This window comes from Streptomyces sp. TLI_55, assembly GCF_900206255.1.
GTDB classification, from domain to species: domain Bacteria; phylum Actinomycetota; class Actinomycetes; order Streptomycetales; family Streptomycetaceae; genus Streptomyces; species Streptomyces aquilus.
This window is the reverse complement of record NZ_OAOJ01000001.1, coordinates 4,651,885-4,677,792: the sequence shown is the minus strand read 5'-3', so window position 1 is coordinate 4,677,792 and position 25,908 is coordinate 4,651,885. Positions and strand designations below refer to the sequence as shown.

The window sequence follows — 25,908 nt, the reverse complement described above, 5'->3', positions numbered from 1 at the left end:
GCTGTGGGGCGGAAGGGTGAAGGTGCCTTCCGCCCCACAGCGATGTTTCACGTGAAACGTCGGCCGAAGAGGCTCCCGGCCGTCGCCGGGTCCGGGGCGCTGTCGGGTGCGGTGAGCTGGAGGCCGTACCAGAGCACCGCCTGGTTCGAGGTGATGACCGGGACGCCGAGTTCCTGTTCCAGGGGGGCGACCGCGCCCAGGGAGGGGAAGCCGCTGCCGGGTATCAGGACGCTGTCGGGGCGTGGGGTGTCGGGGGCGTGGAAGGCCTTGACGACCTGCTGGTGCACGTCGGTGGGGTCGATCGTCCAGTGGGCGCCCTCGTCGAAGGCGTTGTAGCGGGGGATGCCGTCCCATTCCGGGCCGAGCTGGAACTGGACGAGGCTGGTGTCGTGGATGCCGAGTTTCCCGAGGTATTCCTCCGTGGCCCGGAAGGTGGGCTCGGTGAACCAGGGCGGCATGACGAGCAGGGGGTGGCGCACACCGGTCGTCTGGAGGGCGGCGGTGATGGCGGTGGCCGCGGTGTAGACGCGGACGCCGTGGGCGTGGGCGCCGGCCGCTTCGATGAACTCGGTGTCGAAGGCGGGTCCGCCGAAGAAGCTGCTGGATCCGAAGCAGAGGGCGATGCTGTGGGCGCCCAGCCGGCCCAGCTGGTCCAGGCCCCGGACGACGTCGGGGGTGTTGGCGAGTGCCGCGGCCGGGCTGCCGACGTACTCGGTGTCGGCGGGGCGGGGGCACTCGAAGCGGGCGGTGTGGACTGAGACGTTGTCGGGGGCCATGCGCCAGATCTCGGTCTCGGGCACGGGGTCGTTGTGGATGACGAGGATGCCGACGCGGGCGGCTGCGGGGGTGGTCATCAGTGTTCACCCACCGGGGTGGGGGTGGCTTCCGTGGCTTGCGAGGTCCGGTCGGTGGCTTCCGTGGTCGCTCCGAAGCCGATCCAGGCGATCACCGCGCCGGCCAGGGCGACGCCTCCGGCGAGCAGGAACGCCGTACGGAAGGCTTCGTCGCCGGGGTCGGTGCCGAGGACGAGGACCAGGGCGGCGACTCCGAAGGCGCCGCCCGCGTACTGCGTGGTGGTCATCAGGGCACCGGCGACGCCTTGGTTGCGGTCGTCCACGTCACGGGTGCCGCCGACGAACATCGAGGTGTAGATCATGCCGTGGCCGAGTCCGCTGATGACGAGGCCGGGCAGCATCGCGGCGAGGTAGCCGTGGTGGGTGGCGGAGACGCCGAGCAGGGCGAGGCCGAGCGCGCCGACGGTGAACGCCAGGGTCAGCGAGCGGCGTACGCCGAAGGGGCCGATGATCTTTCCGGCGATCATGTTGCCGAAGGTGATGCAGGCGGCGAGCGGCAGGAAGGCGATGCCGGCGGCGAGCGGGGCGTAGTCGCGGCCGTCCTGGAGGAGCAGTGTCACCAGGTAGAACTCGACGCCCGCGACGCTGGCCATGTAGAGGGCGGAGGAGGAGCAGCCCATGACGAGGCTGCGGGTGCGTCGCAGTACGGGGTCGACCAGGGGCTGGGTGCTGACCCGCTCGCGTCCGGCGAAGAGCACCAGGAGGACGGCTGCGGCGAGGAAGCTGCCGAGGGTCAGGGGGTCGGTCCAGCCGGCGTCGGCGGCGAGGGTGAGGCCGAAGACGGAGACGAGGACCGTGGCGGTGCACAGCACGGCGTTGAGGACGTTGAGTGCGGTGGTGCGGTCGTGTTCGGCCTTGCCCGGCAGGAACTTGGGGGCGGCGAGCACGCACAGCACGGCGAAGGGCAGGTTCACGAAGAACGTCCAGCGCCAGGAGATGCTGGTCAGCAGGCCGCCGATGACGACACCGGCGGCGAGGCCGCTGGCGCCGACGGTGCCCCAGACGGCGAGCGCCCGGGTGCGTTCCTTTCCGGCCGGGAACGTGGTGTTCACCAGGGCGAGGATCGAGGGCTGGAGGCAGGCCGCGGCGATGCCCTGGAGGGCGCGGGTGATCAGCAGCAGGGCGGCGTTGGCGGCGAGGCCGCCCAGCAGTGAGGCGACGCCGAAGAGGATGAGCGCGGCCATGAAGAGCTTGCGTGCGCCGAGCCGGTCGCCGATCCGTCCGCCGACGATCAGGAAGCCGGCGAAGAACACGGAGTAGGCGCTGACGACCCACTGGTTGGCGGTGCCGGACAGGTCCAGGTCGGCGCTGATGTCGGGCAGGGCGACGAAGATGACGGAGAAGTCGAGCGCGATGAGGAACTGGGCCGCGGAGAGGGTGATGAGCCCGCCGAGGAGTCCGCGGGACGCCGCCGGCGCGGGGGGTGTGGTGGGTAGGGGCATGGTGGGGTGACCGCCTGGTTCTGTAGTCGTGCCGTCGGGTGTGCTGTCAGCGGCGTGATCTGTGGTGCCGTCAGGATCACTGACGGCTGCTTCATCTGTCGTGCCGTCAAGATCGCTGTCGGCGGCTTCGTCTGTCGTGTCGTCAGAGGTGCGGGGACTGGTGGGCTCGTGCGGGGGCGAGCGTCTGGGCCAGTTCCTCGACGGTGTCGGCGACCGCCCCGGCTCCCGCCTCGGTCAGTTGGTGCCGGGTGGCGACGCCGTAGGTGACGCCGATCGCGGGGATGCCGGCCGCGGCGGCCATCCGTATGTCGTCGACGGCGTCGCCGACGACCACGCAGCGGCCGGGCGGCACGTCGACCGAGCGGGCGGCGAGCAGGGCCAGGTCGGGGTGGGGTTTGCCGCGCGGGGCCATGCCGTGGCAGACGACGGCGTCGAAGGCGTCGAGGAGGCCCGCGGGTTCGAGGAGTTCGAGCGCGCTGGCCCGGATCTTGCTGGTGCAGATCGCGGTCCTGCGGCCTTCGGCCCGTAGCCTGCCGAGGAGTTCGGGTATGCCGGGGAAGACCAGGTCGGCGGCCTTGGGAACGACCTCCTCGCGGAACAGGTCCCGGAACAGGGCGACCGCGGTGGTCACGTCCGGGTGTTCCTCGGGGAGCCCGGTGAGTTCGGCGAAGACGGCTCCCAGGGGTTTGCCGACGGTGGCGCGGATCCGGTCGTCGGCCACGTCGGGGCGGCCGGTGCGCTCCAGTACCCGGGCGAGGACGCCGGCGATGGCGCCGGGGGTGTCGAGGAGGGTGCCGTCGAGGTCGAAGAGGACGGCGTCGGGTCCCTGGGCGGCCGTCACGAGTCCGCTCCCGCCGCGAGTTCGAGGGCGAACTGGGCGGCGAACCGCCCGGCGAGGCTCGCGGTGGACAGCAGGACCGACCGGTTGGCGGCCGAGGTGCGGCCCGCGGTCGCCTGGGAGATCGCCTTGAGGAGGTACGGGGTGATGGCGGGGCCGGTGACGCCCGCGGCCTTGGCCTCGGCGGTGGCGCCGGCGAGGGCGGCCTCGATGTCGGCGGACGGGATGCCGTCCTCCTCGCGGATCGGGTGGGTGATCAGCGGGGAGGTGTGGTTGCCGGCCCGCCAGTGGGCGAGGACGACGGCGGCGATCTCGCGCAGGTCGTCCAGGCGGTGCGGGTTGGGGAGGCCGGTGCTGACGCTCAGGTAGGCGGGGAAGTCGTCGCAGCGGTAGCCGAGGACGGGGATGCCGGCCGTCTCCAGCCACTCCAGGGTCCATGCCGGGTGCAGCATCGACTTGGCTCCCGCGCAGACCACGGCCACCTTGCTGCGGGTGAACTGCACGAGGTCGGCGGAGATGTCGAAGGTGTCCGGGGCGTCCCGGTGCACGCCGCCGATGCCGGCCACGGCGAACACCCTGATGCCGGCCAGCTCCGCCGCGACCAGCGAGGACGAGACGGTGGTGGCGCCGGAGCCGCCGCGGGCCAGCGTGATGCCGATGTCGCGGGTGCTGACCTTGGGTACGGCGGGGTCGGCGGCGAAGAGTTCGAGCTGCTCCTTGGTCATGCCGATGCGTATCCGGCCGTCGAGCAGGGCGACCCGGGCGGGGACGGCGCCCTCGGCGCGGACGGCGGCGTCGATGTCGAGGGCGAGGTCGAGGTTGGCGGGGTAGGGCAGGCCGTGCGGGATGGCCGAGGACTCCAGGGCGACGACCGGGCGGCCTTCGTGCAGGGCCTCGCGGACCTCCTCGTCGATGTCGAGGAGGGTGGGGTCGGGGGCGAGGGTGGCGGTGCGGGTGGACATGGGGGCTCCTTCAGCTGTTCGGGGTGGCTTCGAGGGCGAGCGAGCCGCCGGAGACCGTGCCGGTTCCGGCGCCGTCCAGGAACCGCGGGTGCGCGGTGCGCATGGACGCCATCACGAACTCGTAGGGCAGGTCGTCGAAGGCGCCGTGGTCCTTGAGGAACTCCATGGCGGCGCCGCTGCCGTGCGGGTGGTAGAGGCTGTCGGTGCGCCCGTCGAATTCCAGGGCCTGCATGCCGTAGAGCTTGCAGAGGACCTTGTTGAAGACGGGGGTGGCCTTCACCCAGCGGCCGTCGAGGTGGATCTGGGTGAGGCCGTGGAAGAAGACGTCGCCGCCGATGTGCTCGATCAGGCGGGGCGAGGCGAGGTGGTTGCGGACATCGCCGTAGACCAGTTTCGAGGGGATGCCGAGGGCGCGTACGGCGGCGGCGAACAGGGCCGACTTGTGCAGGCAGAAGCCGGACTTGGCGGTGGCGGTGCGGGATGCCTTGAGGCCCTCGCGGGACAGGTCGGCGCCGTAGACCTCGTAGTGGACGGTGTCGCGGACCGCGTAGTACAGCTTCACGGCGTTCTCGCGGCGGTCGGCCGAGCGGTCGGTGATGACGTCGTCGATGAAGGTCTGGACGGCGTCGGACTCGTAGTCCAGGAACTCGGTGGGCGCGGTGAGGCTGCTGGGCACGTCGGTGATGGTCATGGCTGGTTCCCTGGTCAGAGGCCGAGGAGGCTGGCGATCCGGGTGCGCTGGATCTCGCTGGTGCCGGAGTAGATGGTCCCGGCGACGGAGTCGCGCAGTCCGCGTTCGACGCCGTGGGAGGTGAGGACTCCGCGGCCGCCGTGGATGCGGACCGCGTCGAGGGCGTTCTGCACGTTCGCCTCCGAGACGACGGTCTTGGTGGCGGCGAGGTCGAGGGCGGCGTCCTTGCTCGCCTCCACTTTCGCGCCGGTGTCCCGCAGCCACTTGCGGGCGGTCTCGGTCCTGATCTTCATGGTGGCGATCTTGTGGGAGATGGCCTGGTACTTCCCGATGGACTGGCCGAACTGGGTGCGGTCCTTGGCGAATCGGACCGTCTCCTCCAGGCGGCGGGTCATCTCGCCGAGCGTGATGGAGAAGGAGTAGAGGACCTCGCGCTTCATCACGTGGTCCAGGACGAGGAACCCGGCGCCCTCCCCGCCGACCCGCTGGGCGACCGGCACCCGCAGTTCGTCGAAGGTGAGGGTGCCGAGCGGGCTGGTGCGCAGCCCGATCTTGTCCATGGCCGGCCCGACCTCCAGGCCGGGCGTCCCGGCCTCGACGAGGAGGCAGGTCAGCCCGAACGGGCCGGGGGCGCCGGTGCGGACGTAGAGGAGGAAGACGTCGGCGACGGGGGCGTTGGTGATGAACATCTTTCCGCCGCTGACGACGTAGTGGTCGCCGTCGCGGACGGCGGTGGTGGAGATGTTCATCGCGTCGGAGCCGCCGGACTCCTCGGTGATGGCGTGGGCGGTGATCAGATCACCGGAGACGATCTTGGGGAGGTAGCGCTCCTTGAGGTCGTCGTCGCCGAAGCGCTGGAGGGGTGTGCCCACGGACACGATCTGGGTGGAGGCGGAGAAGGACAGGCCGGAGTCGTGGGAGACGCGGCCCAGTCCTTCCAGGGCTCGCATGGTCTCGGTCAGGGACCGGCCGTGGCCGCCGTACGCGGCGGCGAAGGGGGTGCGCAGAAGGCCGGAGTCCTGGACGGCGGCCCACTTGTCCCGGGAGAACTCGGCCCTGTGGTCGAGGTCTTCGAGATCGGCGTTGAGGCGGTCGGCCCAGGGGGCCATGAGGTCGAGGAGATCGGAGGGGGGTGGCTGGTCGGACATGGCTGCTCCTAGCTCAGGCTGGTCAGTACTGGGAGAAGCCGTCCTCGGACAGGGTGTGCCGTTCGTCGCCGACGATCGGCGGGTTGAAGACCGAGACGAGGTGCAGGTCCTCGTAGTCGGAGGCTATGAGGTAGTGCGGGTCGTGCTCGTTGAGGACGTAGATCGTGCCCGGCATGATCTTGTGCCGGGTGCCGTCCTTCTCGACGACCTCGCCGGAGCCCGCGACGCAGTAGCAGGCCTCCAGGTGGTTGCGGTACTGCAGCGCGCTCGTGGTGCCCTGGCGGACCAGGGTCACGGCGAAGGCGAAGCCCATTCCGTCGGCCTCGACGAGCAGCCGGTGGCTGGTGCCGTTGCCCCACTCGACGGGGGCGACTTCGTCTACGTTGCGCGTGAACACAGGAGTACTCCTCGGGTTGTCGAACGGTGGGGGGTGGTGCGGGGTCAGGCCGCGGCGGGCGCGGAGTGCCGGACGATCAGCTCGGTGATCGCGGTGATGCTCCGGAAGTGCTCCGGCTTGAGCTCCAGGTCGTCGACGGGCACCTGATAGGCGGTCACGATGTGGGACACCAGCCGGACGAGGCCGAGGCTGTCGATGACGCCGGAGGCGATGAGGTCGAAGTCGTCGGTGAGGTCGGAGGCGTCCTCGCCGGCCAGGTACTCGGCGGCGATGTGGGCGCGCAGTTCGTCGGCTATGACGTGGGGGGTGGGTGTGGTCGTCATGCGGTCGCGGTCTCCTTCATGCGGTCGTCTCTGATCCGGTTGCGGTCGGGTTTGCCCGTGGAGGTGCGGGGCAGCGGCTGGTCGGTGAGGTGGACCGAGGACGGGATGGCGTGCCGGGGCAGCCGTGCGCCCACGTGGCTGCGCAGGCCGAGGCCGGTCAGCGCGGCGGTGGGGCGCAGGGTGACCCTGGCGTGCAGGCGGGCGCCCGCCTGGTCGTCGGGCAGGGCCACGACGACCGCCTCGGCGACATCGGGGTGGGTGGTGATGACGGCCTCGACCTCCTGGAGGTTGGTGCGGATGCCGCGCACCTTGACCTGCCAGTCGGCGCGTCCTTCGAGGTGGACGAGGCCGTCCGCGGCGCGGGTGACGATGTCGCCGGTGCGGTAGTGGGCGTGGCCGTCGATCTCGGTGAACGCCTGCTCGTTGAGGGCGGTGCGGAGGTAGCCGTCGGTCTGGAAGGGCGTGGAGACGACGAGTTCGCCGGTGCCGGGGCCGTCCAGCGGGGTTCCGTCGGGGGCGAGTACGAGAGCGCGTACGCCCGGCAGGGGGCGGCCGATCGGCAGCGGGGTCTGGGGGTTCGGGGTGCGGGGGACCTCGTGCACGAAGGAGTCGTTGGTCTCCGTGCAGCCGAAGACGTTGTGGAAGCGCGCTGCGGGATAGGTCTCGAACACCGCCGACAGCAGGTCGGCCGGCATCGCCTCGCCGGTGAACACGGCCTGCCGCACGGTGGGTTGGGCGGGACCCTGCGCGAGCAGCCGGTGCAGCATCGGCACGCCCTGGACGAAGGTCACCCCCCGCCCGCTCACCAGCTCCGCGAGCCGGCCCGCGTCGGCGGCCTGCTCCTTGCCGACGAGGACGACGTGGGCGCCGAGCCGTAGGAAGGTCCACACGTCGAGCAGTGCCAGGTCGAAGTTGAGGGGGGCGTAGGAGAGGGCGACGTCGTCGTCGGTGAGGCCGAAGGCGTGGGTCGCCCAGTCGGCGAAGGCGGTGAAGCCGTCGGCGGGGATGGGCACGATCTTCGGGGTCCCGGTGGAACCGGAGGTGGTGAGCAGCAGGCGGGTGCGGCCGGGGGCGGGGATCGCGAACCCGGCCGCCTCGGTCTCGTCGTGCGGTATCGGCTCGGCCGACAGCGTGCCCCGCTCGTCCGCTCCAAGCAGCTGCACGGCACGTGCCTGCCGGCTCAGCCGGGCCAGCGCCTCGGCCCCCAGGTCGGGTGAGGGGACGAGGGCGATGAGGCCCTTGCGGAACACGGCCAGCAGCAGGGCGACGGTCTGCGGCGACTTGTGCGCCGGGACGCAGACGACGGCACCCGGCGCGAGGCGAAGGTGGTCCAGTCGGTCGGCGAACGCCGAGGTCAGGTCGTCGAGTTGCCGGTAGGTGACGCTCTGGTGGCAGCAGGACAGGGCGACGCGGTCGGCACGTCTTTCGCGCTGGGCGCCGACGGCGTCGGCTAGGTGTGGTGACGGCATGAACGGCCCCCGGACGGTGGTGAAGGGAACCCGGCGGGAACCGGTTGCCCTGCGGTCGGGCCCCGGTGCCGGGCGTTGATCACGACCCTCACTGTGTGGAGCGGGCCGGGGGTGTCACAAGGACGGTCCGGGATCCTCATCAGGTCCACAGGAATCCGTCAGGTCGCCCCCGGGAAAAGGGGGCGCCGGGCCGCGGATGGTGGCCGGACCACCTCCCGGAGTCCGTGCGGAGCGCTTTCGTCCGTCGCTCGACGGCCCGGTGTGGTGGTCCGGCCACCATCCGCGGGGCGGACGGGGTTCTCCGGGCACCTCCTCCGGACAGCCGGCCGCTCGGCAGGGTGGGACGCGTCAGAAGTCAGCAGGGCGAGAGGCAGGCGTCACCGTGAGCAGAGCCGTCTTCAGCGAAGCCGCCTTCAGCGAGAACGTCTTCAGCGAGGCCGACTTCAACGCAGGCTTCAGCCAGGCCGTCTTCGACCGCCCCGGCGCCGACCTCGGCTGGGCCGGCTTCCACCAGCCGCCGGACGTCGTGGCCGAACTGTCCGCCGCGCTCTTCCCGCAGGTGCTGCGCCGCAAGGACCAGCGCTGGTGGGCCGAGCAGTATGTGCGCGGACTGCTGGCCGCGGACGGCCGCAAGTCGGTGCGCCGGATCGCCTCCGCGGTCGGCGGCGGGGCGGCCGAGCAGAGCCTGCACCACCTCATCGCCGCCTCCACCTGGGACTGGTCACCGCTGCGGGCGGCCCTGGCCCAGCGCCTCCAGGACGCCGTCACCCCGGCCGCCTGGGTGGTGCAGCCGATGGCCATCCCCAAGGTCGGCGAGCACTCGGTGGGCGTCGGCCGGCAGTTCGTGCGGCGCGCGGGCCGGCCGGACAGCGGGCAGCAGGCGTTCGGCCTCTGGTTCGCCTCCGAGCAGGCGAGCGCGCCGGTCAACTGGCGGCTGCATCTGCCCGGCGGCTGGATCCGCGACGCGGAACGGCGCCGCCGGGCGGAGATCCCCGAGGCCGCGGGCGAGGAGACGCTGGAGGAGTGCGCGGCCGCTGTCGTACGGTCCACGCTCAAGTGGGAGCTGCCGCGCCGGCCCGTGATTCTCGGGGCGGCGGGCCCGGACCTGGGTACGGCGATGCGGCGCTACCGGGAGGCCGGCGTACCGCTGCTGGTGCGGGTGCCCGGCGGCACCGCGCTGGCCGTGGCCGAGCCGTCGCTGCCCGGCTTCGGCGCGGGGCCGCTCGCCGCGCAGCGGATCGCCGACTCGGTGCGGGCCCTGCGCCGCCCCGTCCAGTGGGCCGATCCGCTGGCCGGCCCGGCGGCCGTACGCAGCTCGCTGGTGGTGGGCGTCCCGGTGACGCTGCCGGACGACGGACGGCCGGGACTGCTGCTCGGCGAGTGGCCCGGCCCCCGAAGCGGCCCCCGAAGCGGCCTCCGGACCGGCCCCCAGACCGACCCGCGCCACCCGCCGACGGAGTTCTGGCTGACCGATCTGGACCGGATGCCGGTCCCCGCCCTGCTGAGGCTGGCCAAGCTGGCCCGCCGGGTGGCCCGCGACTGCGCCACGACCGGGGAGCAGGTCGGGCTACGGGACTTCGTCGGCCGCTCCTTCAAGGGCTGGCACCGCCACACCACCCTCGCCTCCGTCGCCTACGCGGCCCGCACGCTGGACACCTCCGGCGCCAGCACGGCACCGGCACGCAGCGCCTGATCCCGTCGTACGCCTTACTGCCCGCAGCACCTGAACCCGTCGCCTGCCCTACTACCCACCGCCCAGCAGATGCCGCGTCCGATGCAGCCGCAGCGCCAACTGCACCTCCAGCGCCTGCGCGGGCTCCTGCCAGTCGGAGCCGAGCAGGTCGGTGATCCGCTCCAGGCGGCGCGAGACGGTGTTGGGGTGGACGTGCAGCAGCTCCGCCGCCCGCGTGGGGCTGCTGCCGGAGGTGAAGTACGACTCCAGCGTGCGCAGCAGCTCGGTCGACTGCTGGTGGTCGTAGTCCAGTACGGGCCCGACGGCCGACCGTACGAACCGTTCGACGTCCTGCTTCTCCGACAACAGCAGGCCCAGGAACCCCAGTTCCTTCGGCGACGCCGTCCCGCCGACGCCCTCCAGCACGGTCAGGGCCTCCAGGCACCGCCGGGCCTCCTGGTGGACGCGGCGGACGTCGTCCGGCGCGGTGGTCGGCCCGGCCGCGCCACCGGTCACCGGATGCCCGAGGACGACGGACAGTTCGCGCTGTACGGATCTGGCGGCGCCCGACGGGTCGTCGCCGGGCAGCAGCAGCACGATGTGGCCCCCGTCGACGTACTTGAGCCCCGACAGCCGGTGCGCGCACGCCGAGGCCCAGGCGTTGGCCCGGCTCTGCGAACCGCCCTCCGGGCGGACCACCACGACCACGTGCGGTTCGGCGAGGTCGACGCCGAGCCGGCGGCCGCGGGCCGCGAGCTGGGTGGGCGGCAGTTGGGAGACGTGCAGCAGGTCGTGCAGCAGCTCGTCCCTGACCTGGCCCTCGGCCACCGCCGAACTGCGCTGCATCAGCAGCTGCACCGCGACGGCCTGCGCGACCAGGCCCAGCAGCTGCTCCTGCGTCTCGGACGGGGGCCGGGCGCCGTGCAGCAGCAGGGTGCCGAGGCTCTCCGTGCCGCCGGTGACCGGGCACGCCGAGAGCACGCCGCCGGTGCCGTCGTCGCAGCGTACGGGCCCTTCGGCGGCCTGCGCGTCCAGGCACAGACGGTCGAGCGGGGAGCCGTCCGTGCGGTTGTCTATGCGGGTAGATTCGGTGCCCGACAAAAAATCCGGGAAGTTTTCCGTACACGCGAGATCTTTGCCGATGGCGCCCCGCACCAGCAGGGGGCCGCCCAGTTCGGCGGCGGCCCGCTCCAGCAGGGCGGTCAGGTCGCTGCCGCCGAGAGCGAGGTCGATCAGGCCGCGGTGGACGCTGTGCAGGCGGCGCACGGCGGCCGAGGAGTCCATGGCCTGCGAGACGTCACCCGCAAGCTCGGCGACCTCGGTGCGGGTCCGCTCCAGCAGCCGGGTCCGTTCGATGGCGACGGCCGCGAGGTCGGCCAGCGAGGCCATCAGGGAGATCTCGTTGGGCAGGAAGTGCCGGATGTTGCGGTCGGCGACATAGAGCACGCCGAGTGTGGAGTGCTCGTGGCGCAGCGGGACGGCCATGATGGCCCGCAGTCCCTCGGAACGGACCACATGGTCGATGGTCTCGCTGTGGACGAAGCTGTCGTCGTGCAGGTAGTCCGGCGTCCAGAAGGGAGCGGACCGTTTCTGCGCGTGCGCTCCGACCCCGCCGGCGAACGGCACCTCGAACCCGACCGTGATCGCCGAGGCATGGCCGTCCGCGGCTCTGACCTCGGACGCCCCGTCGTCGCCGTGCAGGCTCACCCAGGACATGTCGAGGCCCATCAGCAGCCGGGCCCGCCGGGTGATCACCGCCAGCAGGGTGTCCAGGCTGTACGGGTGCGTCAGATCGCGTGCCGTGTCGACCAGCGCGGACAGTCCGGCCTCGCGCTGCTGACGCCGCGCGAACAGCTGTCTGACCTCCAGCGAGCGGTCCTTGGCCTGGGTCAGCTGCGCCAGGTCCGTGCCGTCGACGCCGGCGTCGGCCGCCTGGCGCAGCAGTTCCTCGAAGCGCTGGGCGGGCGCCTCTCTGGCCAGCAGGTCGAGCATGGCCAGCACATACGCGTCCAGCAGGCCCCCACCGGTCTGCAACCCGCGGCCCTCCCCCAGAGCATGGACCAGATCCTTCCGGAAAACCTAGTTCAGGTTTTTACCGAGGGTCAACCAGTCCTTGATCGGGTCACATCAAAAGCGCAGGTCAACGGCGTCGACGGTGGTGCGGCCACCAAACCTGCGGGCCCGCGCTGTTGCCGGAGCACCTTCCGCCGCGTCCGCCCCGCCCGTCACGCTCGGCAGCACAGGCAACGCACAGTGCGACGCCGCGAGTTGACCGGAACGGGTGGGGACTCATGCCGTACACACCGCAGGTGCAGGACTACCAACGCTCCCTGGAACGCAGCCGACAGTCCCTCAACCGGGCCGACCGGCCGGACGTGTTCACCCTCGCCGGACGGCAATGGGACCTGCTGGACGAGGTGTTCGCGCCGGTGTACTCGCCGTCGACCGGCGTGGCCCTGGACTTCCTCGGCCTCACCGGCCCCGGCGCCGACGAGGTGCGCGGCGGCTCGTTCCTGGAGATCGGCTGCGGTACGGGGGCCATCGCGGTGACCGCCGCCCTGGCCGGCCACACCCCGGTCGTCGCCTCGGACATCAACGTACGGGCGGTGGAGAACGCGGCCCGCAACGCCCGTCGGCACGCCGTGACCGACCGGGTCAGGGCCGTGCACGGCGACCTGTTCTCCGGTCTCGACGCCGACGAACGCTTCGACACCGTCTTCTGGAGCTCCAACTACGTGCTCGGCCCCGACCATTACGAGTACCGCTCCGCCCACGAACGCGCCTACGTCGACGCCGGCTACCGCACCCACCGCCGCTACCTGGAGCAGGCCCCGCTGCGCACCACGCCCGGCGGCCGGGCCCTGCTGCACTTCAGCAGCCGCGGCGACCACCCCTGCCTGACCCGCATCGCCGAGGAGACCGGCCGCGAGCTGCGGGTCCTCAAGAGCTGCCAGGTCCGCGAGGGGGAGTACGGCAACGACATCGTCGAGCACCTGTTGCTCCAGATCGTGCCGGTCGGCTGACCGTCGAGCACCTGCCGCTCCAGATCGTCCTGGCCAGCCGCCCGCACCCCACGGATCCGACCTGCGGAGAGACCGGATTTCCATGCGCACCCTGCTCGTCGACAACCACGACTCGTTCACCTACAACCTCGTCCACCAGCTCGCCCGCGTCACCGGCGCCGAGCCGACGGTCGTCCGCAACGACGACCCCAACTGGCACCCCGCCCTGCTGGCGGAGTTCGACGCCGTCGTCATCTCGCCCGGCCCCGGAACCCCGCAGCGCGCCGCGGACTTCGGCATCAGCCGGGAGATCGTCGAGCGCACGGACCTGCCGCTGCTCGGTGTGTGTCTGGGCCACCAGGGCATCGGGCTGCTGAACGGGGCGAGCGTCGGCCGGGCCCCGGAGCCCCGGCACGGCCGCACCTCGCCGGTGCTGCACGAGGGCGAGGGCCTGTTCGCCGGCCTGCCCTCGCCGTTCGAGGCGGTGCGCTACCACTCCCTCGCCGTCACCGGCCTCCCCGACCGCCTCGAGGTCACCGCGTGGACGCCGGACGGCGTGGTCATGGGCCTGCGACACCGGGAACGGCCGCTGTGGGGCGTGCAGTTCCACCCCGAGTCGATCTGTTCGCAGTACGGCGACGAGCTGCTGGCCAACTTCCACCGCCTGGCCCGGGCCGGCGTCGGCCGCCGGCGCGAGACGGTGACACTCCGGCCCCCGGCGCCGCTGCCTCGTACCCCCACCCGTTCCCTGCGCGTGCTCACCGCCCAGGTCCCCACGCCCTGCGACGACGAGACGCTCCACGACCGTCTCTTCCACGCCGCCGACCACGCGTTCTGGCTGGACAGCAGCCGCCGCGACGGCCAGGGCCGCTTCTCCGTCATGGGCGACGCCTCGGGACCACTGGCCCGGGTGGCCACGGCGGACGTGGCGACCAACACCGTCACCGTGCGCTCGGCGACCTCCGAGGAGACCGTGGAGGGCCCGTTCCTGGACTGGCTCGACCGGGACATGGCCGCCCTCGACGTCGAAGTGCCGCCGCTCCCCTGCGACTTCGCCCTCGGCTGGACCGGCTACCTCGGCTACGGCCTCAAGGCGGAGTGCGGCGCCCCGCCCGGCCCGCGCGCGGAGGAGCCCGACGCCGTGATGGTCTTCACGGACCGCGCCCTCGTCCTCGACCACGAGACCGGTACGACCCACCTCCTCGCCCTCGCCGAGCCCGACGACCCGGAGCCCGCCCGCGCCTGGCTCGACGCCACCGCCCGCCGCCTCACCACCCTCACCGGCGCCCTCCCGGCCCCGCCGCCCGAACCCCCGGCCCCCTTCGGGGAGGTACGGCTGCGCCACGACCGCGACGCCTACCTCCGGCTCATCGACGCCTGCCAGGAGGAGATCGCCGCAGGCGAGAGCTACGAGATCTGCCTGACCAACATGGCCGAGGCCACGGCGGACGTGCACCCCTGGCAGGCGTACCGCTTCCTGCGGCGCACCAGCCCCGCCCCCTTCGGCGCCCTCCTGCGCTTCGGCGAGCTGTCGGTGCTCTCCACCTCGCCCGAGCGGTTCCTGCGCGTCTCGGCCGACGGTGTCGTGGAGTCCAAGCCCATCAAGGGCACCCGCCCGCGCGGCGCCACCCCCGAGGAGGACGCCGCCCTCGTCGCCGACCTGCGCACACACGAGAAGGACCGCGCCGAGAACCTGATGATCGTCGACCTGGTCCGCAACGACCTGGGCCGCTGCGCCGAGACCGGCAGCGTCCGGGCCGACCCCGTCTTCGCCGTCGAGAGCTACGCCACCGTCCACCAGCTCGTCAGCACCGTGACCGCACGGCTGCGCCCCGACAGCAGCCCGGTGCGCTGTCTGCGCGCGGCCTTCCCGCCGGGGTCGATGACCGGCGCGCCCAAGCCGCGCACCATGGAGATCATCGACCGCCTGGAGAACGGCCCGCGCGGCATCTACTCCGGCGCCATCGGCTACCTCTCCCTGACCGGCGCCGCCGACTTCAGCGTCGTCATCCGCACCGCCGTCGTCACCCCGGGCCGGTTGCGGTACGGCGTCGGCGGCGCGATCGTCGCCCTGTCCGACCCGGCCGACGAATTCGAGGAGACGGTCGTCAAGGCGGCCCCGCTGCTAGCGCTGGCGGGCACCGGCTTCGCCGACCTGCGGCAGCCGCTGCCGACGGCCGCCCACTGACACCGCGGGCCCGGCTCCCCAAGGGGACCGGGCCCGCAGCAGTTCCTCTCCTACGACGTCCACGTCGACGTCACACTCGGCCAGACAGCGCAGCTCGCGCAGGGACTGCTCATGACAGCCCAGCAGCGTGTCGCCCTCCAGCGCCCGGCCACGCGCCGCGGCCTCCACCGTCTGCGTCGTCATCACATGCCCGGTGTTCCAGCTGACCAGGGTCCGCACCTGCTCGGCCCGCATCCCCGACCACAGCAGCATCGGCGGCCGGGCACCGCAGGCCCGCAGGCTCTGCCAGCGCTCACCGCCCAGCGCGGTCTCCCGCGCCCGGTACAGCAGCCGGGCGGCGGCCAGGGCGGCTATGCCGCGCAGCGCGCTCGCCGCGGCGCCGGGCCGTCGGTCGAGACGGGCGTCCACCTCGTCCTCCAGCGCCCCCAGCTCGCACGAAGCGGCCGTGCCCAGGCCCGCCAGCTCCACACCGCGCTCCCGGGCGCGCACCAGGCCCGCCTCCTGAGCGGCGAGGACGGCCCGGTACTGACGTACCGAGAAGACCAGAGTGGACTCGACGCCGATCCCCTCGGCCAGGCAGTCCGCCACGGTGTCGATGCCGGCCGCTGTCGCCGGCACGCTCACCAGCACGTTCGGCCGGTCCACGGCACTGCGCAGCATCCGGGCCGCCGCCACCCACGCCTCCGGGTCGTCGGCCCCGTCGAAGGCGGCCGCGGCGACCGACACGAAGCCGCCGCGCACCCGCACCGCGTCACACGCCGCCCGGACCGCGCCCAGCGGCGTCCCGGACGCCATCCGGACACCGCGGAACCCGCACCGCACGGCGTCGAGCACCCCCGGGCCCTCTTGCGGGCCCGCGTCCCACCACGGCGCGACCCCTTCGGCGGCGAGCTCCTCGAGGAGCCCCATAGCTTCAGACGTCATCACCCCCCAAACCTAGGGGGATTGGCTGGAACACGTCACTGTCGTCATCCAGACGTTGTCAGGTCTCCGCACACTCCGTCCGCACAGAAAAACCCCCTGACCGTGTTCCCACAGGTCAGGGGGTTCTTTGTTGTGGAGCCTAGGGGAGTCGAACCCCTGACATCTGCCATGCAAAGACAGCGCTCTACCAACTGAGCTAAGGCCCCGGAAAAGGAACGTCCGTCCGGTGGAGTCACACCACCGGCGGGCGCCGCAGACCAGAGTACCGGGTCGCCAGGGGTATCTCGCAAAAAGATTGGGGGTCCCGATGAATGACCACTCTCCGTAAGATGCTCGGCGTGGTTCGCTACAGCGAACCGCGGTATTTGGGGAAGCGATGGGGAGACGCAATGGACGCCGCACAGCAGGAAGCCACCGCAAGAGCGCGGGAACTGCAGCGGAACTGGTACGGGGAGCCGCTGGGGGCGCTCTTCCGTAAGCTCATAGACGATCTTGGCCTCAACCAGGCTCGTCTCGCGGGGGTACTGGGACTGTCGGCACCGATGCTGTCGCAGCTGATGAGCGGACAGCGGGCGAAGATCGGCAACCCGGCCGTGGTGCAGCGCGTGCAGCTGCTCCAGGACCTGGCGGGCCAGGTCGCGGACGGCAGCGTCAGCGCCGCCGAGGCGACGGAACGGATGGACGAGATCAAGAAGTCCCAGGGGGGCTCGGTGCTCAGCAACACCACGACCTCGACGAACAGTTCGGGAGCGCCGACGGTCAAGCGGGTCGTCCGCGAGATCCAGTCGCTGCTGCGCTCGGTCGCGGCCGCCGGCGACATCATCGACGCCGCCGACACCCTCGCCCCGACCCACCCGGAACTGGCAGAGTTCCTCCGGGTCTACGGCGCCGGCCGCACCTCCGACGCCGTCACGCACTACCAGTCCCACCAGAGCTGACCCGGCGAGGCGCGAGGGGGTCGCGCCTCACCACAGAGGGACCGGAGAACGACACGCGGGGGCGTGTCCTTCCACCGGACCCGGGGGCATGAGGGGTGTCACTCATCTCTGAGGGATACGACGGGAGTCGTATCCCCCGCAGTGGGGGAAGCAAGGGGGGAGACCGAAGGGGGAGGAGCGACGCACAGCCATGGGTGAGGTCTTCGCCGGCCGGTACGAACTCGTCGACCCGATCGGGCGCGGTGGCGTCGGCGCGGTCTGGCGCGCCTGGGACCACCGGCGTCGGCGCTATGTCGCCGCCAAGGTGCTCCAGCAGAGAGACGCGCACTCCCTGCTGCGGTTCGTCCGTGAGCAGGCGCTGCGGATCGACCACCCCCATGTGCTCGCGCCCGCCAGCTGGGCCGCCGACGACGACAAGGTCCTGTTCACCATGGACCTGGTCGGCGGCGGTTCGCTGGTCCACCTGGTCGGGGACTACGGCCCGCTGCCGCCGTTCTTCGTCTGCACACTGCTGGACCAGCTGCTGTCCGGACTGGCCGCGGTGCACGCGGAGGACGTCGTCCACCGGGACATCAAGCCGGCCAACCTGCTGCTGGAGGCCACCGGCGCCGGCCGCCCCCGGCTGCGGCTGTCCGACTTCGGCATCGCCATGCGGCTGGGCGAGGCGCGCCTGACGGAGACCGACCTCGTGGTGGGGACGCCGGGATACATCGCGCCCGAGCAGATGATGGGCTCCGAACCGGACTTCCCCGCCGACCTGTTCGCCGTAGGACTGGTCGCCCTCTATCTCCTGGAGGGCGCGCGGCCCGACACCAAGGCGCTCGTGCAGTACTTCGCGGCGCACGGGACACCGGGGGCGCCCAAGGGCATACCCGAGCCGCTCTGGCAGGTCGTGGCCACCCTGCTCCAGCCCGATCCGCAGGCGCGGTTCCGCACGGCCACGGGGGCGCGCAAAGCACTCGCCTCGGCCATGGAACTCCTGCCCGAACCGGGCCCCGACGACGAGCTGATCGAGATCTTCGACCAACTCGGCCCCCTGCCACCAGGGTTCGGCCCCGAGGGACCACTCAAGCCGGCACCGGGTGTGGAGACGACCCGGGGGGCGAGGGCGGCACGGGAGGCGCGGGGCGCGCCCGCTGACCCGACGGACTCTTCCTGGCCGGACACGGACAGGTCCTCCGACTCCGTATGGCCCGGCACGGGTTCGGTGACGACCGATCCCCGTCGCGGCGCCGCGAGTTCGAGAACTGCTGATCCGCATAGCGCCGCCGCGAGTTCGAGGACGACCGACCCTCGTCACGCCGCCGCGAGTACGGGTACGACCGACCCCCGTCACGCCGCCGCCCCCGGAGTCGTACCGCCCGCCCCCGGAGTCGTACCACCCGGCCCCCGACAAGGCACCGCCACCGGCCCCACGCCGGACAACACGCCACCCCGCCCCCAGCACCCTCCCACCACGGACCCGTCGACCGGAGCGCAGCCGCCCTCCATGTCGGACACCGGCAGCTTCCACCTGCCGCCTCCCCAGACCACCGCACCAGAACCACAGCACAGCGGCACACCACAACAGCCCACGCACCCAGCCTCGATCGCCCCCCACGACCCCACGCACGTCCTGCCCACCCCCCGCCCCGAAGCACCCCACCAGCCCAACCGGCACGATCAGCCCGGTCGGCCGCACCAACCGCACCAGTCACCCCACCCGGCACCGCCCCTGACCCCACCGCTCCCGCGTCAGCCCGCCGATGCCTCTACCGCTTCATACACCGCTCAGGTCCCGCAGGTTCCGCCTCCGGCTCAGCCAATCCCCCGCCGCCGCGGCTCAAGGGCCCGCCGCCGCCCGGGCCCCCCGGCCAAGGTGACGCTCCCCCTCCTGCTCCTGGCGCTGACCTGCTACGCCGTGGGCTTCTGGGCACTGACCCGCATCTGATCAACCCACCCCCCACGAGCAAGCCGACGATGCGGCCCCCGCCGCTCCACTCAGCCGGCCACCCTTACGCGGCGCCCCCAGCCCGCCGCCGAGCCACCACCGTCCACACCCCGAGCACCCCCAGCAGCACAGTCCCGCCCCCGATCCCGGCGACAGCGACCACCGTCATCACCGCATCGCCGCCCCCCGCAGCCCCGCCACCGCCGTCACCTCCCCCGGCAACCCCAGCCCCCGGCCCCTGCCCCTGAGCCGCCACCTCGAAGGGCCCCGGAGGCTGGAACCGTCCGTCATACGCGGGCCCCGCCTGGGCCGAGCCGTCGACCCCGACGCGCAACATCACTCCGAACGGCCCCGCACCGAACTCCTCGCCCATCTGCTCGGAGAGATGGAGGACGAGGTAGTACGAGCCGGCGAACCGCATGCCGCGCACCGCGCCGGAGGAGTCGTAACGGTTGGCGTAGTCGACCGGCGGTACCGGGCGGAGCGCGACCGCCTTCTGGCTGCCGCTGTAGCCGAAGCTCACGTCGGCGACGGGACCGCGCGCGGGGTTGTAGAGGGACATGGTCAGGGCGCCGCCCACATAAGGGCCGCGGATCGTGCTGTCCAGTTCCGCGGTGGCGCCCAGGCGTTGCCCCCAGCCGACCGGTACCGCGTAGAAGAGCGTCTGGCCGGGGGAGATGTCAGCCCTCCAGACCCCTTGCTCCACCGGCGCGGCCGAGCCGAAGCCCGTGCCTCCGGAGCGGGGTGTGGCCGCGCCCGTGACGCCACCGGGCGAGGTGGAGTCGGAGTCCGGGTCCGGGCTCCCGGGCGGAGTGGTGCCCATGGCCTTCTCGAGCCGCGGTTCCAGGAACGGCGCCAGCTCCAGATCCCAGTCGTCCGGTGTCCCGCCCGTCCCGGCGATGCGGTGGACGATCACGTAGTAGGAGCCGTCTTCCTGGCACGCCGTCCGCCGGGGGGAGATCTCCCGCGTCCCCGACACCACGATCGGCCGCGGACTGCGCCCCGCACCCACCAGATCGCTCTCGATGGAGCAGTTGCGGCTGTCGGCGTCCTGCACGGTCACCCTGATGCCGTCCGACGCGGTCACCGTCGCACCCGCGCGCGGGACAGCGGTGACGGAGACGTACGCGTCGGAGGTGTCGTCGAGTTCGAGGCGGTAGTAGACGTCGCCGTCCGCCGGAAGGGAGCTCTTGTAGGTCTTGCCGGGGAGGAGGAGCTCGGCGTCCCCGGTGCCCGCGGCACCGTCGACCGGCTGGTCATCGGCCGAGAAGCCGTACGACCCCTCGGACTCAGCCGCAATCGACGCCGTCTGCCCCATCAGGGTGACGGCCACGACCACCGCTCCCACGAGTGCCGGGCGCAGAGCGGTCCACGGCCGAGAACGCCACCGCACGGTACGCCGCCCCACCGCAACCCGCCACCTCTCCTCGTCGCCGGACCGTCGCCGGACCGTGGCCCATCCTGCCCAGCCGGGGCGGCGCTCACCCCCGCTCACCCCCGTATTCAGGCCACCCCATGATTCAGGGAACGCAAAACCCCGACCGCAGCGGCGGCCGGGGTCTGTTCAGAATCGGGTGTCAGTGCTCACGAACCCGTGGGCACGGAGTCAGTCGCCTCCGTCCACAGATCCTGCTCGGCGCGATCCGCCTGGATCTGGCGGTACACGAGGAGCCCGCCGATGGCGGCCAGTGCGACCAGGAGAAGCTTCTTCACCGCGCGACCTCGTCTTTCCTTGACGTAGGGGACCTCTGGCGCCCGACTATACACACCGTCCGATACCGATCGGTGACCTGCGTCAGCCCCTCAACTTCCGCCTTCGGCACCGCAATAGAAGCGGATGACGCCGCTCCGATCGGAGGGTGATCACACCTCCACACACGGTGACTTTGATGCGATCCCTCCCCTCTGCTCCGGATTTCGGGCCCCTTGCGTCCATCCGGGTGGTGTTCATCTGAAGATCGACGCGCCATGGGCGTCGGTCCGTGCTTTCGCGACCCTCATACACATCATGAGGAAAGTACGCAAATCGCCCAACCCGAAAGTAGAGGGACCATGGACCGGAACAAGGTCATGAAGCTGTGGACCGCGATCGTCACCGCCTTCCTGGCGCTGTGCACGACGCTCGGACTCGTCACCACCACCGCCGCGGCGGCCGTACCGCAGGCCGACACCACGCGTAACAGCACCGCGCCGGTCGCGGCGCCGGAGCTGTCCCCGTGGGCCGCGGCTTGGTCCTGGTCCCTGACCCACGCCAGGTCCCTGCCGCCCACGATGAAGCAGCGCATCCGCGCCGAGGCCCACGGCAAGACCCCGAGCTGCCGCCACCGCTCCCCGTCGGACACCGAGTACACCGACGACGCGACAACCCTCTGCGACGACACCGCGGCCGCCCCGCAGGCCGAGTCGGCCGCGGCCCCGCACGGCGGCTGACCACCCGCCACACGCGCACGACCCTGACGTAACAGCACGACGTAACAGCACGACGTAACGACACGACACAACAGCACGACGCAACAGCAGGCCCAAGTACCGCGCTGTGCACACCCCCTCTGCCGACCACCCGCCGAAGGCCTACCGCTCCCATGCGAGCAGCGGTTGCCCCACGGCCGGGAAGGGCACTGGGTGATCCAGGAGAACGGCCCGAACGAACACGGAGCAGCCCTCCACCACAGAAACACCAACGACTTCCGCGCACATGGATCCGGCCGAGCGTGAGGCCCGGATGTCCCGCCATAGAGGAGAGAGCGCGCGCACTCGCCGCCCTTCACTGGCGTACGACTCCGAAGGCCCCGCTGCCGGGATCCCTGGACCCGCCCCATCGTCCGGCACCGGTCCCTCCCCTCGTGGGGACCGGTGCCGAACCCTGGGGCAGCGTCGGCCTGCGCCCGGGCGGCGTGGGCCGGGCGATGGCCGGAACATGGCAGTCCGGATGCGGCCGGTGATTACTCCGGCGGAAGCTCAGGCAACACACAGTCAACGCGTTGCGGTGGCTTGATCCTGCCCCCTGGGGTCGCCGCCGGGGAGGTTCCGGACCTGAGGGGTCGACTTTTCCGCAGGTCAGCCCTATAGAGTGAGTTTTCCGGTCCGGACGTCCAGTGGCGAGGGAAGTAAGGGGTGGAGGCCTTGAGTTCCGACTCAGGGGCACGCACGGCCTTCGCCGAACGCCTCGCGCTGCTGTACCGGGAGGCCGGAAACCCTCCCCTCAAGAGCGTGTCCGAGGCGGTCGGACGACTGCAGCGGGTCGACGAACGGGGGCGTCCCGTACGGGTGTCCGCGCAGCGGATCAGCGACTGGCGCCGGGCGCGGAACGTACCCGCACAGTTCACCGCGCTCGCGGCCGTCCTGCACATCCTGATACCCCAGGCGCGCCGCGCCCAGCCCACTCCGGTCTCCACCGGGCTCTACGACCTCACCCACTGGCAGCACCTGTGGGAGCGGGCGATCACCGGCGCCGCCGACGAGGAGCGCGCCCCTGCCGAGAGTCCGCCCCCGCCCACGGCCGGCGTCTGCCCCTACCGCGGCCTCGCCTCGTACCGCCGCGAGGACGCCCGCTGGTTCTTCGGCCGCGAACGCAGCACCGACGCCCTCCTCGCCCAGCTGCTGTGCGCGGAGCGCACCGGGGGCCTGGTCATGCTGGTGGGCGCCTCGGGAGCGGGGAAGTCCTCGCTGCTCAACGCCGGTCTGGTGCCCGCGCTGGCGGAGGGCGGCCAGGAGGTGGTCCAGCTCGTGCCGGGCACCGATCCGCTCGCCGAGCTGACCCGTCGTATCCCCGCACTCACCACGGCCGCCTCGGAACCGTCCGACCTCGCGTTCGCCCAGACCGTACGAGACTCCGTGCGCGCGTGGGCCAGCAAGGGCCCGTCCGGCGAAGGCCCGTCCGGTGAAGACTCATCCGCCGGATCCCGGCCGGTCCTGATCGTCGACCAGTTCGAAGAGACGTTCACTCTCTGCGGCGACGAGACGGACCGCCGTACGTTCGTCCAGCTCCTGCACGCCGTGTCCACACCCGGCGACGTCCCGGACGATCCCGCTCCGATGCTGGTCGTCCTCGGTATCCGCGCCGACTTCTACGAGCAGTGCCTCTCCTATCCCGAACTCGCCGACGCGCTCCAGCACCGGCACATGGTGCTGAGCCCGCTGACCGCCACCGAACTGCGCGAGGCCGTGACCGCCCCGGCCAAGGCCGTGGGACTTGAGCTGGAGCCGGGGCTCGCGGAGCTGATCGTCCGTGAGGTGAGCGCCGACGGGCCGCGCGGGGCACACGACGCCGGGGTGCTGCCGCTGCTCTCCCACGCCCTGCTGGCCACCTGGCAGCGCCGCAAGTCGGGGCGGCTGACGCTGGCCGGATACCGGGCCGCGGGCGGCATCCAGGGCGCCGTGGCGGCCACCGCCGAGCGCGCCTGGTCGGGGCTCGACCCGGCCGCCCGTACCGCCACGCGGCTGCTCCTGCTGCGGCTGGTCCGGATCAGCGAGGACACCCAGGCCACCCGCAGGCGCGGCACCCGGCGTCAGCTGGCGGCGGAGTCGGCGGACCCCGACAAGACCGAGGAGTCCCTGGAGGCGCTGGTCCGGGCCCGGTTGGTGACGCTGGACGCGGAGACGGTGGAGATCACCCACGAGGCGCTCCTGCACGCCTGGCCGCGGCTGCGCGAGTGGATCGACGAGGACCGCAGCGGCAACCTGCTGCGCCAGCGTCTGGAGGAGGACGGCAGGTCGTGGGAGGCCTCCGCGCGCGACTCCGCGCTCCTGTACCGCGGCTCACGCCTCGAACAGGCCCGCACCTGGGCCAAGTCGGCCGGCGACACCTTCCTGACCCGCAGCGCGGTGGAGTTCCTGGCGGCCTCGGTACGGCTGCGCCGGCGCACGGTGTGGATCAGCCGGGCCGCGATCTCCGCGCTGCTCGCGCTCACGCTCGTCGCCGTCTGCGCGGCGGTGATCGCGTGGAAGCAGCGGGACGACGCCGTCTTCGAGCAGGTCGTCGCCGAGGCGGACCGCTTCCAGGACACCGATCCCTCGCTGTCCGCGCAGCTCGCCCTGGTGGCGCACCGGCTGCGCGGGGGCGACGAGGGCGCGCGCAGCCGCGTGCTGTCGACGGCGAACGCCCCACTGGCCACCCCGCTGCTCGGCCACACCGGCGCCGTCTACCTCACCTCGTTCAGCCCCGACGGCCGCACGCTGGCCACCGCGAGCTACGACCGCACGGTCCGCCTGTGGGACGTCGCCGACCCCGCCCGCCCCAAGCCGCTCGGCGCACCCCTGACCGGCCACACGAGCTGGGTCAGCAGCGCGGTCTTCAGCCCGGACGGCCACACCCTCGCCAGCGCCTCGGATGACGGAACGATTCGCCTGTGGGACGTACGGCAGCCGGGCCACCCGCGTTCCCTCGGCACACCGGTGACCGGCCACAGCGGCACGATCTACCTGGTCGCGTTCAGCCCGGACGGCCGCACCCTGGCTTCCGCCGGCGACGACCACACCGTCCGCCTGTGGAACGTGACCGACCCCGCCCGCCCCGAGCCGCTCGGCAGACCGCTCACCGGCTCCACCGCGGCCGTGCGGTCCGTCGCGTTCAGCCCGGACGGCCGGACCCTGGCGGCCGGGGGCGACGACGACACGATCCGGCTGTGGGACACGACCGACCCGCGTGAACCCGAGCCGCTGGGCGGCCCGTTGACCGGGCACACCGGAATCATCCACTCCGTGGCGTTCAGCCCGGACGGCCGCACCCTCGCCAGCGGCAGCACGGACGACACCGTACGCCTGTGGAACGTGGCCGATCCGCGGGCGCCCGAGCCGCTGGGTGCCCCGCTGGCCGGGCACACCGGCCCGGTCTGGTCGGTGGCGTTCAGCCCCGACGGCACGCGGCTCGCCGCCGCGAGCGCGGACAGCACGGCCAGCCTGTGGGACGTCGCCAACCCCGCGTTCCCGTCCCGGATCGGGGAGCCGCTGTCCGGCGCGAGCGGGGAGATGTACGCGCTGGGCTTCAGCCCGGACGGCCGTACGCTCGCCACCGGCAACGGCGACAACAAGGTCCGGCTCTGGTCCATCCCCACCTCGGACATGACCGGCAGACTCGGCGCGTTCCGCCCGGACGGCCGGGTCCTCGCCACGGCGGCCCGCGACGAGAACATCCGCCTGTGGAGCCTCACCGACCCCGACCGGCCAAGGCGCCTGGCCGCGCCCTTCAGGCCGGGGGAGGGCGACATCCGTGCGCTGGCGTTCGCCCCGGACGGCCGGACCCTCGCGGTCCTGACGGGCAGCCACGCGGTACAGCTGTTCAACGTCGCCGACCCCCGCCACCCGGTCCCCTACGGTCCCCCGGTCCCCCTCCGGACCCGCTTCCCGGGCCCCGAGGCGCTGGCGTTCAGCCCGGACGGCCGCCTCCTGGCGACGGCCCACGACGACCGCTCGATCCAGCTGTGGAACGTCACCGACCCTGCCCATCTCACCAGGCTCGGCGCCCCGCTGACCGGTCACCGGGGTTACGTCAACTCCCTGCTGTTCAGCCCGGACAGCCGCACGCTGGCCAGTGGCAGCGCCGACGACACGGTCCGCCTGTGGAACGTCACCGACCCCGGGCACGCGACCCCGCTCGGCGCCCCGCTCACCGGCCACTCCGGCCCCATCGACACCCTCGCCTACAGCCCGGACGGCCACACCCTCGCCAGCGCCGGCGACGACGACACGGTCCGCCTGTGGAACGTCGCCGACCCCCACGACGCGTCCCCGGTCGGCCCGATCCTCACCGGCCACACCGAGGCGATCGTGTCCCTCACCTTCAGCAGGGACGGCGACACCCTCGCCAGCGGCGGCAACGACAACACCATCCGAGCCTGGGACGTCACCGACCCGGCGCTCGCGACGCCCATCGGCCAGGCGATGAGCCCGGGCGGCCGGACGGGCAGCTTCCTGTCCTTCAGCCCGCACGCCGACCTGCTCGGCATCTCCAGCGGCGTCGACACCGTACGGCTGTGGAACCTCGACACCGACACCGCGGTCCGCCGCATCTGCGCGGCCACGCGCGGCGTCCTGACGCCCGGGAAATGGCACGAGTACCTGCCGCGACTCGCCTATGAACCCCCGTGCGAGGACTGACGGGATCACGTGATCCCCATCACAACACCTCACCG

Annotated in this window: 20 protein-coding genes and 1 tRNA gene; 7 read left to right on the top strand and 14 right to left on the bottom strand. The window is 72.2% G+C overall.

What is annotated here, in order from left to right:
• Window positions 1–47 precede the first annotated feature (47 nt).
• The 9 genes from CRP56_RS21415 to CRP56_RS21375 all read right to left on the bottom strand — a co-directional run bounded on the left by CRP56_RS21415 (window position 48) and on the right by CRP56_RS21375 (window position 8,124).
• Complete coding sequence (locus tag CRP56_RS21415; RefSeq protein WP_097266324.1) at window positions 48–854, bottom strand: hypothetical protein; 807 nt, start codon at window positions 852–854, stop codon at window positions 48–50.
• A complete protein-coding gene (locus CRP56_RS21410) occupies window positions 854–2,296 on the bottom strand; it encodes an MFS transporter (protein WP_097266322.1) in 1,443 nt (480 codons plus the stop codon). The genes CRP56_RS21415 and CRP56_RS21410 overlap by 1 nt, the downstream gene beginning before the upstream one ends.
• A 142-nt stretch (window positions 2,297–2,438) precedes the next feature.
• A complete protein-coding gene (locus tag CRP56_RS47635) occupies window positions 2,439–3,137 on the bottom strand; it encodes an HAD family hydrolase (protein ID WP_097266320.1) in 699 nt (232 codons plus the stop codon).
• Entirely contained in the window at window positions 3,134–4,096 is a 963-nt protein-coding gene (locus CRP56_RS47630; RefSeq protein WP_097266319.1) for a pseudouridine-5'-phosphate glycosidase, read from the bottom strand. Before CRP56_RS47630 ends, CRP56_RS47635 begins: the two co-directional genes overlap by 4 nt.
• Window positions 4,097–4,106: 10 nt before the next feature.
• Window positions 4,107–4,787: a transglutaminase-like domain-containing protein gene (locus CRP56_RS21395; RefSeq protein WP_097266316.1), complete on the bottom strand. Its 681-nt coding sequence runs from the start codon at window positions 4,785–4,787 to the stop codon at window positions 4,107–4,109.
• Window positions 4,788–4,801: 14 nt separating this feature from the next.
• A complete protein-coding gene (locus tag CRP56_RS21390; RefSeq protein ID WP_097266314.1) occupies window positions 4,802–5,935 on the bottom strand; it encodes an acyl-CoA dehydrogenase family protein in 1,134 nt (377 codons plus the stop codon).
• Between the two features lie 22 nt (window positions 5,936–5,957).
• Window positions 5,958–6,332 carry an ectoine synthase gene (locus tag CRP56_RS21385; protein WP_097266312.1) on the bottom strand — a complete coding sequence of 125 codons (375 nt, stop codon included), beginning with the start codon at window positions 6,330–6,332 and terminating at the stop codon, window positions 5,958–5,960.
• Window positions 6,333–6,376: 44 nt separating this feature from the next.
• Window positions 6,377–6,655 (bottom strand): acyl carrier protein, encoded by a 279-nt coding sequence (locus CRP56_RS21380; protein ID WP_097266310.1) that lies wholly within the window; start codon window positions 6,653–6,655, stop codon window positions 6,377–6,379.
• Entirely contained in the window at window positions 6,652–8,124 is a 1,473-nt protein-coding gene (locus CRP56_RS21375) for an AMP-binding protein (protein WP_097266308.1), read from the bottom strand. Before CRP56_RS21375 ends, CRP56_RS21380 begins: the two co-directional genes overlap by 4 nt.
• 382 nt (window positions 8,125–8,506) lie before the next feature.
• On the opposite strand from CRP56_RS21375, the gene CRP56_RS21370 reads away from it, so the two are divergent.
• Window positions 8,507–9,817 (top strand): IS701 family transposase, encoded by a 1,311-nt coding sequence (locus tag CRP56_RS21370; protein WP_257040854.1) that lies wholly within the window; start codon window positions 8,507–8,509, stop codon window positions 9,815–9,817.
• A 51-nt stretch (window positions 9,818–9,868) separates the two neighbouring features.
• On the opposite strand, the gene CRP56_RS21365 is transcribed toward CRP56_RS21370, so the two are convergent.
• The gene (locus tag CRP56_RS21365) at window positions 9,869–11,830 is read right to left on the bottom strand and encodes a helix-turn-helix domain-containing protein (protein ID WP_257040853.1); all 1,962 of its coding nucleotides are present in this window, start codon (window positions 11,828–11,830) and stop codon (window positions 9,869–9,871) included.
• 257 nt (window positions 11,831–12,087) lie between these two features.
• On the opposite strand from CRP56_RS21365, the gene CRP56_RS21360 reads away from it, so the two are divergent.
• A complete protein-coding gene (locus CRP56_RS21360) occupies window positions 12,088–12,819 on the top strand; it encodes a methyltransferase domain-containing protein (protein ID WP_097266306.1) in 732 nt (243 codons plus the stop codon).
• 82 nt (window positions 12,820–12,901) lie between these two features.
• The gene (pabB, locus tag CRP56_RS21355; RefSeq protein ID WP_097266304.1) at window positions 12,902–14,986 is read left to right on the top strand and encodes an aminodeoxychorismate synthase component I; all 2,085 of its coding nucleotides are present in this window, start codon (window positions 12,902–12,904) and stop codon (window positions 14,984–14,986) included.
• On the opposite strand, the gene CRP56_RS21350 is transcribed toward pabB, so the two are convergent.
• Both CRP56_RS21350 and CRP56_RS21345 read right to left on the bottom strand, forming a co-directional pair.
• A complete protein-coding gene (locus CRP56_RS21350) occupies window positions 14,924–15,910 on the bottom strand; it encodes a transaldolase family protein (RefSeq protein ID WP_097266302.1) in 987 nt (328 codons plus the stop codon). The genes pabB and CRP56_RS21350 overlap by 63 nt on opposite strands.
• Before the next feature lie 133 nt (window positions 15,911–16,043).
• Window positions 16,044–16,116 (bottom strand) — tRNA-Ala (locus tag CRP56_RS21345).
• Between the two features lie 183 nt (window positions 16,117–16,299).
• Between CRP56_RS21345 and CRP56_RS21340 the strand changes: the two genes are divergently transcribed.
• Together CRP56_RS21340 and CRP56_RS21335 are read left to right on the top strand one after the other, a co-directional pair.
• Window positions 16,300–16,848, top strand: a complete 549-nt coding sequence (locus tag CRP56_RS21340) for a helix-turn-helix domain-containing protein (RefSeq protein ID WP_097266300.1) — start codon at window positions 16,300–16,302, stop codon at window positions 16,846–16,848.
• 190 nt (window positions 16,849–17,038) lie between these two features.
• Entirely contained in the window at window positions 17,039–18,778 is a 1,740-nt protein-coding gene (locus CRP56_RS21335) for a serine/threonine-protein kinase (RefSeq protein WP_097266298.1), read from the top strand.
• Between the two features lie 64 nt (window positions 18,779–18,842).
• Here CRP56_RS21335 and CRP56_RS21330 read toward each other — a convergent pair whose 3' ends face one another.
• Together CRP56_RS21330 and CRP56_RS21325 are read right to left on the bottom strand one after the other, a co-directional pair.
• Window positions 18,843–20,111 (bottom strand): hypothetical protein, encoded by a 1,269-nt coding sequence (locus CRP56_RS21330; protein WP_257040852.1) that lies wholly within the window; start codon window positions 20,109–20,111, stop codon window positions 18,843–18,845.
• Between the two features lie 251 nt (window positions 20,112–20,362).
• Window positions 20,363–20,491 (bottom strand): DLW-39 family protein, encoded by a 129-nt coding sequence (locus tag CRP56_RS21325; protein WP_003999697.1) that lies wholly within the window; start codon window positions 20,489–20,491, stop codon window positions 20,363–20,365.
• A gap of 339 nt (window positions 20,492–20,830) precedes the next feature.
• On the opposite strand from CRP56_RS21325, the gene CRP56_RS21320 reads away from it, so the two are divergent.
• A complete protein-coding gene (locus tag CRP56_RS21320) occupies window positions 20,831–21,208 on the top strand; it encodes a DUF6344 domain-containing protein (protein WP_097266293.1) in 378 nt (125 codons plus the stop codon).
• A gap of 684 nt (window positions 21,209–21,892) precedes the next feature.
• Window positions 21,893–25,873: an NACHT and WD repeat domain-containing protein gene (locus CRP56_RS21315; RefSeq protein WP_097266290.1), complete on the top strand. Its 3,981-nt coding sequence runs from the start codon at window positions 21,893–21,895 to the stop codon at window positions 25,871–25,873.
• The last annotated feature ends 35 nt before the right edge of the window (window positions 25,874–25,908 follow it).